Here is a 13,164-nt window from a genome sequence, read left to right as displayed (position 1 = left end):
TTCCCCATTCCTTCTAGCGCTTGAGACTTACCATAAACGGACACGGCTCATTGTGCACCCAAGGCGGCTTCGGCCTTAGCCTGCCAGCGTCCCGGCAGGGTAGCGGCGCGTGTCAGCGCCTCTTGCGCGGCGTCCCGTTGGCCCTGTTCCTGCAGTGCCAGCCCCAGATTCAGCCAGCCGACGGCGAGGTCGGGGTGGATGTCCGTTGCATGTTCGAACGCTTCGATGGCGCCTTCGATGTCTCCCAGTTCGTAGCGGGCGTTGCCTAGCGCGAAGTGCCCTAGGGCCGAATCGGGGAAGCGGCCAACCAGGGCCTCCCAGGCGGGCAGGGCGGCTGCCGCTCCCTGAACCTGCTCGTAATCGGCGATTGCTTCCAGGGCGCGATCCTCCGCTACTCCCTCGGGAAGCTCGCCCGGTGGCAATGCCACGAAGGCCCAGCGATCGCTGCGGGCCCAGGTGGCATTGAAGCGGCGGAAGGACTCGATGCGCGCCGCTTCCTCGCCGCTGTGCAGGGTCATCTCCCGGGTGTCGAGGTCGTAGCCGATCGCCACGGCGTAGTGCCACAGCGGCCAGGCGGGCAGCGACAGGTTCTGCATCACCACCACCGGCCGACCGGCGGCCAACTCGGTCACCAGAGCCTCGAAGCTCGTGTCGAGCACAAAGGGAATGCGGCCGTGGCGCCGCACGGTGGCCAGCATTTCCGGCTGGACGCTACCCTCGCGCCCGGGCAGAAAGACCTGTGGGATCAGGGTGTCGACCTCCACGTCGACGCCGTCGGCGTGGAGTACCATGGCCAGGGAGGCCGGGCCGCACTGGTAGTCGCGCTGGGCGTGGAAGGGGACATCGCTCAGTTGTGACTGGCGCGGCAGCTGCTGCTGGGCGGTTTCGCTTAACGCTGGCGATGTGGCACAGCCGGTTATCAGTAGAAAAGCGAACGCCAATGCGATAACGCCCGCTAGGCGGGCGTTGATAAGTCGAGCGATGCGCTGAGGGATTGCATCAGGCATGCGTACGGCTTCAGCGCGTAAAGGGGAAGACGTTGGTCAGGCCGAGGATGTCGGTAACCAGCAGGATCACGAAGACGGCAAACAGGGCGCCGACCACGCTGGCTCCCGCGGGCATCTCTTCAAGCTGGTCCGCCATCTGGCGGGCTTCCGCATCGGACAACGCCGCCACGCGAGCCTCCACTTCGTCCAGGTCCACGCCCTGGGCCACCAGCTGCGCCTGAACGTCGTCACGGGCCAGGACCTCATGAATCCGCTCGCGGTCGCTATCGGCACGCTCGGCGGAGAGCGCTGCCTGGGTGGAGATCAGATCGCTGCCCGGTGCAAGCGGGGCGGCGGACACCGACAGGCTGCCCAGCACCAGGGCAAGAATTAGCAGCGGGCTGAGAATACGGCAGAGCTTTTTCATCGTTGGGTTCCTTACTTTGGTCGAATGATCTTCCGGCTCCTGAATGATCCCCACTCGGTATCCTTCCCGAGCTGAAAGGAGGTGTGCTCACGATGCCCATGCAGTATAGGCGGAAATGGCGTGAAATTTCATGCCCTTGCAGGCGATTTTCCCTTCACCCCACCTGCGTACAGTTGCGGCCGTTGGCCTTGGCCAGGTAGAGGGCGTGGTCGGCGCGCGAGTAGAGGCTGTCGAAGTTGGAACTTTCGCCATCCCCTGTGGCCACGCCGAGGCTAACGCTGATCGAGGTCGGTATGCCGAGTTCCTGATGGGAGAGGGCGGCGATCCGCTTTCGGATTCGCTCGGCCAGCTCCAGGGCGCCGCTGGCGGGGGTGTCGGGCATCAGCACGCAGAACTCCTCCCCGCCCATGCGAGCGATAACGTCGGCTTGGCGTGTCTCTTCCCTCAGTGCCTCGGCGAATCTTACCAGCACGCGGTCGCCGGCGGGGTGGCCGTAGGTATCGTTGAGCCGCTTGAAGTGGTCCAGGTCAAGCAGTGCCAGGCTCAGCGGCTGGCCGTTGCGGCGGCTCTGCTGGTGCAGCACCTCGGCGGCTTCCAGCAGGTGGCGGCGGTTGCCAAGCCGGGTGAGTTCATCCATCTGGCTGAGGCGTGCCACGGCGGCCCGCTGGTGATTCAGGCGCAGCAGGGCGAGCATCAGCGCGCCGACCACCAGCAGGGACAGCAGTACGAGCACCCCGATGGCAAGTGTCAGGCGCTCCATGATGAGGCGCTGTTCCCCGGCGGCGGTGTGGATGAGCTCATTGAGCTCGCTATAGGCACGAGCCAGGTCGTTCTCGATGAGGTAACCGAGTCGCCTCAGCTCGTCCGGGGGGACACCGGCCAGCATCTCGTCGACTCGCCGTTGCAGTTCAGGCAGCTGTTCTTTCACGCCACGCAACCTGTCGAGCGGTGCCGTATAGTCGGCCGGATCAAGCTGGCTTCTTTCGAGGCCATGGGTGACGCCTTCAATATGCTGCGGTATTCGCCACAGCAGATTGTCGAGGCGCTCTTGATGCGCCTGTGGGGATGGTTCGTGCAGCCTGTCCAGAGCATCTCGAAGCAATACGGGGTGCTGCTGAGCGCGCACCACGTCGGCCACCAGCGCCGTGTAGTTGGCCCCCACGTGCTGGCGGGCATTGGCCACGTAGAGGCCGATCGCCAGGGCGCAGACCCCCGCCAACAGGGTGAACCCCAGGGCCAGCTGCCACCTTAGGGCCAGGTGTTGGCGTTCACTCATTGGGCCAGGATGTCTCGAATCGACCAGATCCAGTGGGTCATACTCGCCGTGCCGGCTTCAACGGCCTCGGCATCGGCGGGAACGATCAGCATGCTGGGGCCGAACTCCGTGAGGGTGAGCGGTTCGCCATCCAAGCGTGTAGCGAGCAGGTAACGCCTCGCATCGCGGTCTTCGGGGCTCAGAAAGACGGTATAGTCGTCATGAGCGATAAACCGCAGCGTGCCGGCGTCGCCGAGGCCCTGGGCATCGAGAAAATCGTCCAGCCAGACGCCCGCGAAGCTCCCCTGTATACCTTCGAAGTGCTGCAGCGTCACCTCGTAGAGGGGTGATGACTCGATCTCGGCACGGCTGACCGACCGGCGCTCGTTGTCGCTGTGTAGCGTGAGTATCGGCGTGTCATCCTGTGACGGGGTGAGCGCGCTGGGGGTAGCCGCAGCTTGGGCGGCCGTCATGGCGAACATCACTAGCAGGCCGGTCAAGAGGGCGGCCCGTGAAGGCGTTAGACGAAAGAGGCGGCGCATGCGGGTAACTCCCGGGCTGTGATCTTCAGTGGGATATTGGCAGGATTCTAAGCCGATTATATGACGCAGAGTTAACGCTTTATATCAGAGCAGTCACCCTACTCGGTATGAGGAGGGAAGTTCGGCGAGTAGCCCGCGGCCCCCGGCCAGGGTGAGCGCCAAGTCGTGGAGGCCATCCCAGGCGGGGAGGGGACTGGCGCCCTTGATCGCCAGGTCCAGGCGCTGGGCAAACAGCAGCAGCTTGTGCAGCCGCTTGAGCGGCAGGCGGTTGATGGCCTGCTGGTAGGCGGGGCGGCGCTTGTCGAAGATGGCCGGTTTCTGGGCCTTGCAGGCGTGCTCGAAGCTCTGGCCCTGGTCCAGGTGCTGGTGCAGGGAGAGCAGGGTGCGCAGCTCCCGGGCCAGCGCCCAGAGCACGATCGGCGCCTCGACCCCTTCGCCGCGCAGCCCGGCCATGATGCGCGACACTCGCGCCCGCTCGCCCTTGAGGCAGGCGTCCATCAGGGTGAAGACATCGTAGCGGGCGCTGCTCTCCACGCCGCCGGCGATCTGCGCTGGGCCGACCCGCGCACCGGGTGGCAGCAGCAGCGCCAGCTTCTGTAGCTCCTGGTCGGCGGCCAGCAGGTTGCCCTCGGTGCGTTCGCCGAGCAGGCGGGCGGCGTCGAGGTCGAGGTTGAGGCCGTGGCGGCCGGCGCGGTCCCGCAGCCAGAAGCCCAGTCGCGCGATATCCACCGGCCAGACGGGGACGAACAGGCCGACCTTGTCCAATGCCTTGAACCAGGCGCTCTTCTGCTGGCGGTAGTCGAGCTTGCCCATGCTGATCAGCAGCACATCGTCGCTGCCCTGCAGCTGCTCGGCATGTTCCTTGAGCGCCTTGGCCCCTTCCTGGCCGAGGCTGTTGCTGCCCAGGCGCAGCTCGATCAGCTTGCTTGACGCGAACAGCGACAGGCTGGCCGCGGACTCGCGCAGCCGTCCCCAGGCAAAGTTGGCCTCCACGTGGAGGACTTCGCGCTCCTCGATGCCCTGGGCGCGGGCTGCTGCGCGCACCGCGTCGCAGGCCTCCATGTGCTGCAGGGGCTCGTCGCCGGCGACGATCACCACCGGCGGCAGCTTACGGCTCAGCGCTTCGGGCAGCTTGTCGGGAAAGACTTTCAACGAGCACGTCCTCTTACCATCGGGGTGATCCGGAAGCCCTTGAATTGAGAGTTTATTTTATAGAGAGCGCAGGCGGTCGAGCAGCTGACGGGTGGCCTCGCGGCGCAGGCGCTCACGGGCGTCCTCGCGGATCTCTTCCTGGGCCAGCAGGTTGGCGTCGCTGATCGTGAAGCGGTTGCTGACCTCGAGGGTTTGCTGGGATAGCCGATAGGCGCCATCGGTGCGTCTCTGCACCGAAAAGGGCACCGTCAGGATGCTTTCGATCTCACGCGGGCCGCTGTCGAGCACGCTGAGCCGACGTTCGCCAAAGGATTCGGCGCCGAGGTTGAGTATCAGCGGGGCCTGGTCATGCACCCGGGTGCCGGCGGCTTCCAACCGCTCGGCGACCCGCCGCGCCAGCTCGCTGTCGGGGCCGGCCAGGCTGAGTTCCTCGAGCCCCGTGTCGGGGGTGTCGAAGCCGCGTAGCCGAAAGCCACAGCCGGAGAGGGCGAGGCCGGCGGCGCCGGCCAGGCCCAGGCTAAGCAAGGTGCGTCGCTGCATGGGTGGCTCCCTGTGCCGTGGTGGACTCACGCCACCACGATATTGACCAGCTTACCGGGGACCACGATCACCTTGCGCACCGTCTTGCCCTCGGTGTGGCGCTGGACGTTCTCGGCGGCGAGTGCCTGGGCCTCGATATCGGCCTTGGGCGCATCCGCAGCGACCTCGAGGCGCGCCCGCAGCTTGCCGTTGACCTGGACCACCAGCTCGAGGGTGTCGCGGGCCAGGGCGGCTTCGTCGACGCTGGGCCAGGTGGCATCGATGGCCGGTTCGGCGTGACCCAGTTCGCGCCACAGCGCGTGGCAGGCGTGGGGGGTGATCGGCGCCAGCAGCAGCACGCAGGCCTCGATCCCCTCGCGGGCCACCGCCAGGCCCAGCGGCGAGGGGTCGTCGAAGCGGGTCAGGGCGTTGGAGAGCTCCATCACCGCGGCGATGGCCGTATTAAAGGTGGTGCGCCGCCCGATATCGTCACTGGCTTTCTTGATGGTCTCGTGGGTCTTGCGACGCAGCTCGCGCTGGGGCTCGCTCAGGGCGGCCACGTCGAGCTCGCCCGGCTCGCCGGCGGCCAGGTGGTCGTTGACCAGGCGCCACAGGCGCTTGAGGAAGCGGTGGGCGCCCTCCACACCGGCGTCGGACCACTCCAGCGACTGCTCCGGCGGGGCGGCGAACATCATGAACAGGCGCACGGTGTCGGCGCCGAAGCGGTCGATCATCGACTGGGGGTCGACGCCGTTGTTCTTGGACTTGGACATCTTTTCGATGCCGCCCATCTCGACCGGCTGCTCGTCGGTGATCAGCACCGCGCTCAGCGGGCGCCCCTTGTCGTCGCGCTTGACCTCGACGTCGGCCGGGTTGAACCACTCCTTGCCACCGCCCGGCTGTGGGCGGTAATAGGTCTCGGCGATCACCATGCCCTGGGTGAGCAGGCGCTGGAAGGGCTCGTCGGAGTTGACCAGGCCGAAGTCGCGCATCAGCTTGTGGAAGAAACGCGCGTAGAGCAGGTGCAGGATGGCGTGCTCGATGCCGCCGATGTACAGGTCCACCGGCAGCCAGTAGTCGGCGCGCTCGTCGAGCATGGCTTCGTGGTTGTCGGCGCAGCAGAAGCGCGCGTAGTACCAGGAGGACTCCATGAAGGTGTCGAAGGTGTCGGTCTCGCGGGTCCAGCCGTCGCCCAGCTCGAAGAACTCGGGCATCTTCTTGAGCGGCGAACCGGTGGCGTCGACGGTCACTTCCATGGGCAGGGCGACCGGCAGCTCCTCGTCGGTCAGCGGCACGGTCTGGCCTTCCGGGCCGTACTTGACCGGGATCGGCGCGCCCCAGTAGCGCTGGCGGGCCACGCCCCAGTCGCGCAGGCGGAAGTTGGTCTTGACCTCGCCATGGCCCTGCTGGCGCAACCGCTCGGCAATGGCGTCGAAGGCCGCCTGGAAGTCGAGCCCGTCGAACTCGCCGGAGTGGATCAGGGTGCCGTACTCGACGTAGGCGCCCTCGGAGAGGTCCGGCGCCTGGCCGTTCTCGTCGGCGATCACCGCCTCGATGGGCAGGCCGTACTGGGTGGCGAACTCCCAGTCCCGCTGGTCATGGCCGGGTACCGCCATCACCGCGCCGGTGCCGTACTCCATGAGCACGAAGTTGGCGACATAGACCGGCACGCGGCGCCCGCTGATGGGATGGATGGCCTGATAGCCGGTATCCATGCCCTTCTTTTCCATGGTGGCGAGCTCGGCCTCCGAGGTGCCGCCGTGGGCGCACTCCTCGCAGAAGACGGCGAGTTCGGGATTGCCCTCGGCGGCGGCCCTGGCCAGCGGGTGGCCGGCGGCGACGGCCATGTAGGTCACGCCCATCAGGGTGTCGGGGCGGGTGGTGTAGATGCGCAGCGGCTCGAGGGCCTCGCCGTTATGGTCGGCGATCGCGAAGTCCATCTCCACGCCCTTCGACTTGCCGATCCAGTTGCGCTGCATGGTCTTGACCTGCTCGGGCCACTCGACCTTATCCAGGTCGGCGAGCAGTTCCTCGGCGTAGTCGGTGATCTTGAGAAACCACAGCGGGATCTCCTTGCGCTCGACCAGCGCGCCGGAGCGCCAGCCGCGCCCCTCGATCACCTGCTCGTTGGCCAGCACCGTCTGGTCGACGGGGTCCCAGTTGACGGTGGCCATCTTCTTGTAGACCAGGCCCTTCTCCACCAGCTTGGTGAAGAACCACTGCTCCCAGCGGTAGTAGTCGCTGTCGCAGGTGGCGAACTCGCGGCTCCAGTCATAGGCGAAGCCCAGCGCCTTGAGCTGGTCGCGCATGTAGTCGATGTTGGCGTAGGTCCACTTGGCCGGCGGTACCTGGTTCTGGATGGCGGCGTTCTCGGCCGGCATGCCGAAGGCGTCCCAGCCCATGGGCTGCATGACGTTCTTGCCCTGCATGCGCTGATAGCGCGATACCACGTCGCCGATGGTGTAGTTGCGCACATGCCCCATGTGCAGCTTGCCGCTGGGGTAGGGGAACATCGACAGGCAGTAGAACTTCTCGCGGCTGGCGTCTTCCACCGCCTTGAAGCACTGATTCTTGTCCCAGTACTGCTGGGCGTCGCGTTCGATATCGAAGGGCTTGTACTGTGCGTCCATCGGTTTTCGAGAGTACCTTGAGCGTCGGGCGCAGCACTTGGACGCTGCGCGGGTCGAATGAGGCGTCCGGCGTCAGTCGTTGATCGCTTGAAAGCGATAAAACGTTGAACTGACGGCGACATGTCGTCTAAATGGTACCCAAGGATACCCCAGACCGGCGGGGCCGGCCATGCCCGTCCCGCGAGCAAGCTTGTTGCAAGGAGAACGCCATGAGTGAACGTCCCGACCCGCATCGCGAACACCGGCTGCGCGAAGGCTACGAGCGCATGCTGGACAGACTGCGCGATGGCGCCAAGGAGCTGACCTGGGAAAACCTGCAGCAGGAACTCGACGACGCCGTGGAGTTCGAGGCCGAGCTGGAGGAGTTCACCAAGGACGAGCTGTCCCTGCTGCGTGCCTGGGTGGAGCGTGACCTGGTCGACATGCGCCGCTACCTGAATGCCGGCGGGCACAGCGTCGCCACCTGGCTGGGCATCGACCTGGATCAGCTGTCGCGCAAGGTGGTGGAGGCGCTGTTCTCCATCGCCGATCGCAGCAAGGTCGAGCGGCTGCGCTTCGAAGAGGACCTGGAAGCGTCCCGCGCCGACTACTGCGAAGGCGAAATGGCGGTGCCGGGGCGCATGGCCTGCGTGCACTGCGATGCCGTGGTCCAGCTCGAGCAGGTGGCGCGCATCGAGCCCTGCCACAAGTGCGGGCACCGCTACTTCTATCGAGTGTCGGAGTAGGCCTCCAGCACCATGATCGCCACCACCACCAGCGCGGTCATCACGGCCGCATAGCCCAGGTTGTGGCGCATCATGCGATAGCCGCTGATGCCGTAGCGCCCCTGCAGCGAGAGGTTGATGCCGGACAGCGGCCCCACCGAGGTGCCCACCGCCCAGGAGGCCAGTGCCGTGAAGGCGAACAGCGTCTGCCGGTCGGGGGCGAGGTCGAGCATCGAGGCGAGCACCGAGACGCCGATGATCGGGTGCAGGCCCACCACGGCGCTGGCGACGATGGCCAGGAAACTGATAATCGCCTGTCCGGCGCCGAAGTGCGCGAAGAGCGTCCACTCACTGCCGGTGGCGGCGGCGATCAGGTTCGATAATCCCAGGGTCAGCAGCCCCGCCGAGAGAAACAGGGCGACCTCGCCGCGCATGGCGGGCAGGCGCACCAGGGTGTGCTGACGCACCCGATGCAGGGTCCAGCGCGGTCCGGACGGCAGGTTGCTGACCAGCGCCACGGCCGGCAGCAGGAAGGTGATGATGCTGACGATGGAGAGCGTCGGGGTCAGGCGGTAGTGAAACAGCATGACCAGCGCGGCCATGATTACCGGCATCAGCAGGCTGCGCGGTGACAGCGAAAAGCCGGCGGTTTCACTGAGATCGAAGCGGCGCGATAGCTCCAGCGTGGTGAGCAGGCCGGCGATCAGTGCCAGCGGCAGCCCCGCGGCCAACACCTGGGTGTACTGCATGCTCGGGGCCAGGGTCATCACCACGCCCATGGAGGCGAAGAAGGGCGACCAGAGCGCGGCGCTGGAGAGCCCGCGGTTCAGCGCCAGCAGTTGGGGCGTGGTCAGTGGGGCGCGCCGGGCCAGCCGGTCGCCGATCATGAACACCGTCGAGAGATTCAGGATGGTGCCCAGCAGGTGCACCCCCAGCCAGGTACCGGCCGTGCCGCGTATCCCGGTTATCGCCCGTCCCAGCGGTCGCGTGGAGCCGCTGCGGTTGCCGATCAGGCCGATGAAGCTTACCCCCAGCAGCATGGCCACCACATAGGTGTTGCCGTCGAGGATCGCCGGCCATTCGATCGCGGCATCATAGCGCAGCTGGGCGATGACCAGCAGCCCCAGCCCGATCCCGGCCAGTGCCCCGGCCTGCCAGCGGGTGCGGCGCGGTATATCGCGCCACAGCAGCGCCGTGGCCAGCCATAGCGCGTAGCCGACCAGGTGCGGCAGGAGTGACACCCCGGCGAAACCGGCGATCTGTGCCACCAGGCCCAGCAGCAGCAGCGCCCCGGCCAGAGCGTGGCGGCGATGCGGCGTTGGCGAGTCGGTGTCGGATCGTGTCACGGCAGGTGGGCTCCAGCAGGGCGGTCGGCGGACGACAAAATAAGCAGTCTAACCAATATCGTCGCTGGATGGAGCCTTCGCCCCCGGCTCGCGCGCCTCGTCGAGTAGTGCCAGCATGGCCCGGGCGGCGTTGGAGAGGGTACGGCTGTGGTGGACCAGGTAGCCCAGCGGGCGATGAATGGGGGGATGCTCCACGTCCAGTTCATGCAGCTCGCCGGCGACCAGGCGCTCCGGCAGCAGGCTCCACCCCAGCCCGATGGCGGTCATCATCTTCAGCGTCTCCAGGTAGTTGGTGGAGAGCGCCACCGGCAGCGAGAGCCCGGCCGCGGCGAAGCGCGCCTCGATCAGGGTGCGGGTGAAGGTCAGTGGGCCGGGCAGTACGGCGTCGAAGGCGCACAGCTCGTGCAGGGCCAGCCGACCGCGGGCGGCCAGGGGATGGTCCGGCGCGCAGACGAAGCAGAGCCGGTCGACCCATACTGGCACCGCCTCGAGCTGCGGGTCCGGCCGGGGGGCGAGGGTCACCACGGCTAGCTCCAGCTCGCCGTCGAGGACCCCCTGATAGGCCTGCTCGGAGTCGAGGAAATGCAGATCCAGGCGCACCTCCGGGTGGTCGCGGGTGTAGGCCTTGAGCAGCGGCGGCAGGCGGTGCAGGCCGATATGGTGGCTGGTGGCCAGTGTCAGGCTACCGCCGACATTGCCGGTGAGATTGCCCAGCGCCCGGCGGCTGTCGTCGACCATCACCAGGATCTGGCGCGCCCGCGGCAGCAGCACGCGTCCCGCCTCGGTGAGGCCGACGCGCCGGCCGATGCGGTCGAACAGCCGGGCGCCGACCTGCTCCTCGAGCACGGCGATGCGCTTGCTGACCGCCGGCTGGGTGAGGTGCAGCTGCTCGGCGGCCCGCGAGAAACTGCCGCTGTCGGCCACGGCGAGAAAGGCCTGCAGGCTCTGGGTATCCACGCGCGCTCCTATCTATTCCCATTTGGAATCCAATGGATAAATAACATGAATTGATTTTATGGGCGAGCCGCGTGAGACTTGATGACATCAAGGGCCAAGGGCCGCGATTGATAGTCGCTGCATGAGTAAGCGGCGCCGGGGACAGGCCGAAGAGGAGGTCCGATTCCAGGGAAGGAATCGGTAGCGTACAGGGAAGTATTCACAGCGCCTCCTCATAGGCCTGTCGCCGGGAAAGCCGCGATGCTAGTGCGGCACTGAGATAGACCGGACACGCAAAGGGCCCAAGAGCCCGGGAGAAACGATATGGCAGGCCAGACACTCTACGACAAGCTGTGGTCACAGCACCTCGTCAAGGAGCGCGACGACGGCACCGCGCTGATCTATATCGACCGCCAGCTGCTCCACGAAGTGACCTCGCCCCAGGCCTTCGAGGGGCTGCGCCTGGCCGGACGCAAGCCGTGGCGCCTGGATGCCAACCTGGCGACCCCGGATCACAACGTGCCCACCACGCTCAAGGAGCGCGCCGAGGGCAACGCCGGGATCAAGGACCCGGTGTCGCTGATCCAGGTCCAGACCCTGGACGACAACTGCGAAGCCTTCGGGATCGAGGAGTTCAAGATCAACGACGCCCGCCAGGGCATCGTCCACGTGGTCGGCCCCGAGCAGGGCGCCACCCTGCCGGGCATGACGGTGGTCTGCGGCGACTCCCACACCGCCACCCACGGGGCCTTTGCGGCGCTCGCCCACGGTATCGGCACCTCCGAGGTGGAGCACGTGCTGGCCACCCAGTGCCTGCTCGCCCAGAAGATGAAGAACATGCAGGTGCGCGTCGAAGGCAAGCTGGGCACCGGCGTCACCGCCAAGGACATCGTGCTGGCGATCATCGGCAAGATCGGCACCGCCGGCGGCACCGGCTATGCCATCGAATTCGCCGGCAGCGCCATCCGTGACCTCTCCATGGAAGGTCGCATGACGGTCTGCAACATGGCCATCGAGGCGGGTGCCCGGGTGGGCCTGATCGCCGTGGACGAGACCACCATCGACTACCTACACGACCGCCCCTATGCGCCCACCGCCGAGCAGTGGGACGCCGCCGTGGCCGACTGGCGCGGCCTGGTCTCCGATGACGATGCCCAGTTCGACAAGGTGATGACCCTGGACGCTGCCGAGATCGAGCCGCAGGTCAGCTGGGGCACCAGCCCCGAGATGGTCACCGGGATCTCCGGCGAGGTGCCCGACCCCGCCGAGGCCCCCGACGAGACCGTGCAGCGCGGCTACACCCGGGCGCTGGAGTACATGGGGCTCGCGCCCCGGCAGAAGATCACCGATATCCGCCTCGACAAGGTGTTCATCGGCTCCTGCACCAACTCGCGCATCGAGGATCTGCGCGAGGCGGCCAAGGTCGCCCGTGGCAAGAAGGTCGCCGATTCCATCGCGCTCGCCATGGTGGTGCCGGGCTCGGGTCTGGTGAAACGCCAGGCCGAGGCCGAAGGGCTCGACAAGATCTTTATCGAGGCGGGCTTCGAATGGCGTGAGCCGGGCTGCTCCATGTGCCTGGCCATGAACGCCGACAAGCTGGGTGCCGGCGAGCACTGCGCCTCCACCTCCAACCGCAACTTCGAGGGGCGCCAGGGCTATGGCGGGCGCACCCATCTGGTGAGCCCGGCCATGGCCGCCGCCGCCGCCATCGCCGGCCACTTCGTGGACGTGAGGCAGCTCGCCGCCAATGACGATGCCCAGGTACAGGAGGCCTGAATCATGAAGAAATTCGAACGCACCGAAGGGCTCGTGGCGCCACTCGACCGGGCCAACGTCGACACCGACCTGATCATCCCCAAGCAGTTCTTGAAGTCGATCAAGCGCACCGGCTTCGGCGTCAACCTGTTCGACGAACTGCGCTACCTGGATGAGGGGCAGCCCGGCCAGGATTGCTCCCAGCGCCCGAAGAACCCCGACTTCGTGCTCAATCAGCCGCGCTATCAGGGCGCAAGCGTCTTGCTGGCCCGGCGCAACTTCGGTTGCGGCAGCTCCCGCGAGCATGCCCCCTGGGCCCTGGAGGACTTCGGCTTCCGGGTGGTGATCGCCCCGAGCTTCGCCGATATCTTCTACAACAACGCCTTCAAGAACGGCCTGCTGCTGATCACCCTGCCCGAAGAGACGGTCGACCGTCTGTTCGCCGAGGTGGAGGCCAATGAGGGCTACGCCCTGGACGTCGACCTCGAGAACCAGCGGGTGATCACGCCCTCCGGCGAGATCCTCGAGTTCGAGGTCGACGCCTTCCGCAAGCACTGCCTGCTCGAGGGGCTCGACGACATCGGTATCACGTTGAAGGACGAGGACGCCATTCGCGCCTTCGAGGCCAAGCACCGCGCCGCGCGCCCCTGGCTGTTCCGCGATTCCGCTCAAGCCTGACCGCTCTTACTTTGCATCCGTCGGTGGTGCGGGGCTGTTCCGGCGGCAGGCCTGCGAGCAGGTTCGGTTTGACGACATGAGGGGCGCCGGGGGAGGCCCGTAGCGGAGGTCATTTGCCAGGGAAGGCAAATGTAGCGCCCAGGGATGGGTTCACAGCGCCTCCGCGAAGGGCCTGCCCCGGATCAGCCCCGGTGCCGGGATGGTCGGTCGCTTCGTCTCGGCTCAAGACTCGAC

Annotated in this window: 12 protein-coding genes; 3 read left to right on the top strand and 9 right to left on the bottom strand. The window is 66.6% G+C overall.

What is annotated here, in order from left to right; all coding sequences use genetic code 11:
* Window positions 1-47 precede the first annotated feature (47 nt).
* The 7 genes from HOP52_RS00805 to leuS all read right to left on the bottom strand — a co-directional run bounded on the left by HOP52_RS00805 (window position 48) and on the right by leuS (window position 7,511).
* Window positions 48-941, bottom strand: coding sequence for a PA2778 family cysteine peptidase (locus tag HOP52_RS00805; protein ID WP_238974980.1), 894 nt, complete (start codon window positions 939-941; stop codon window positions 48-50).
* A 76-nt stretch (window positions 942-1,017) separates the two neighbouring features.
* Window positions 1,018-1,413: a PA2779 family protein gene (locus tag HOP52_RS00800; RefSeq protein ID WP_238974978.1), complete on the bottom strand. Its 396-nt coding sequence runs from the start codon at window positions 1,411-1,413 to the stop codon at window positions 1,018-1,020.
* A gap of 154 nt (window positions 1,414-1,567) precedes the next feature.
* On the bottom strand, window positions 1,568-2,689 hold the full coding sequence (locus HOP52_RS00795; protein WP_238974976.1) for a GGDEF domain-containing protein: 1,122 nt from the start codon (window positions 2,687-2,689) through the stop codon (window positions 1,568-1,570).
* Window positions 2,686-3,210 carry a hypothetical protein gene (locus HOP52_RS00790; protein ID WP_238974972.1) on the bottom strand — a complete coding sequence of 175 codons (525 nt, stop codon included), beginning with the start codon at window positions 3,208-3,210 and terminating at the stop codon, window positions 2,686-2,688. The genes HOP52_RS00795 and HOP52_RS00790 overlap by 4 nt, the downstream gene beginning before the upstream one ends.
* 93 nt (window positions 3,211-3,303) lie before the next feature.
* Window positions 3,304-4,362 carry a DNA polymerase III subunit delta gene (gene holA / locus HOP52_RS00785; RefSeq protein ID WP_238974970.1) on the bottom strand — a complete coding sequence of 353 codons (1,059 nt, stop codon included), beginning with the start codon at window positions 4,360-4,362 and terminating at the stop codon, window positions 3,304-3,306.
* A 57-nt stretch (window positions 4,363-4,419) separates the two neighbouring features.
* Complete coding sequence (locus HOP52_RS00780) at window positions 4,420-4,902, bottom strand: LPS-assembly lipoprotein LptE (RefSeq protein ID WP_238974968.1); 483 nt, start codon at window positions 4,900-4,902, stop codon at window positions 4,420-4,422.
* Window positions 4,903-4,928: 26 nt separating this feature from the next.
* A complete protein-coding gene (leuS, locus tag HOP52_RS00775) occupies window positions 4,929-7,511 on the bottom strand; it encodes a leucine--tRNA ligase (protein ID WP_238974966.1) in 2,583 nt (860 codons plus the stop codon).
* 209 nt (window positions 7,512-7,720) lie between these two features.
* Here leuS and HOP52_RS00770 point away from each other — a divergent pair, with 209 nt between their 5' ends.
* Entirely contained in the window at window positions 7,721-8,236 is a 516-nt protein-coding gene (locus HOP52_RS00770; protein WP_238974965.1) for a zinc ribbon-containing protein, read from the top strand.
* Here HOP52_RS00770 and HOP52_RS00765 read toward each other — a convergent pair.
* The gene (locus tag HOP52_RS00765) at window positions 8,218-9,561 is read right to left on the bottom strand and encodes a hypothetical protein (RefSeq protein ID WP_238974963.1); all 1,344 of its coding nucleotides are present in this window, start codon (window positions 9,559-9,561) and stop codon (window positions 8,218-8,220) included. The genes HOP52_RS00770 and HOP52_RS00765 overlap by 19 nt on opposite strands.
* 48 nt (window positions 9,562-9,609) lie before the next feature.
* The gene (locus HOP52_RS00760; protein WP_238974961.1) at window positions 9,610-10,518 is read right to left on the bottom strand and encodes a LysR family transcriptional regulator; all 909 of its coding nucleotides are present in this window, start codon (window positions 10,516-10,518) and stop codon (window positions 9,610-9,612) included.
* 303 nt (window positions 10,519-10,821) lie between these two features.
* Between HOP52_RS00760 and leuC the strand changes: the two genes are divergently transcribed.
* Together leuC and leuD are read left to right on the top strand one after the other, a co-directional pair.
* Window positions 10,822-12,273: a 3-isopropylmalate dehydratase large subunit gene (gene leuC / locus HOP52_RS00755; RefSeq protein WP_238974959.1), complete on the top strand. Its 1,452-nt coding sequence runs from the start codon at window positions 10,822-10,824 to the stop codon at window positions 12,271-12,273.
* Window positions 12,274-12,276: 3 nt separating this feature from the next.
* On the top strand, window positions 12,277-12,930 hold the full coding sequence (gene leuD / locus HOP52_RS00750; protein WP_238974957.1) for a 3-isopropylmalate dehydratase small subunit: 654 nt from the start codon (window positions 12,277-12,279) through the stop codon (window positions 12,928-12,930).
* Window positions 12,931-13,164 lie beyond the last annotated feature (234 nt).

The organism is Billgrantia campisalis (assembly GCF_022341425.1).
Classification (GTDB): domain Bacteria; phylum Pseudomonadota; class Gammaproteobacteria; order Pseudomonadales; family Halomonadaceae; genus Halomonas; species Halomonas campisalis.
Note: the sequence above shows the minus strand (reverse complement) of the source record. Positions and strands in the feature narration are given on the sequence as shown.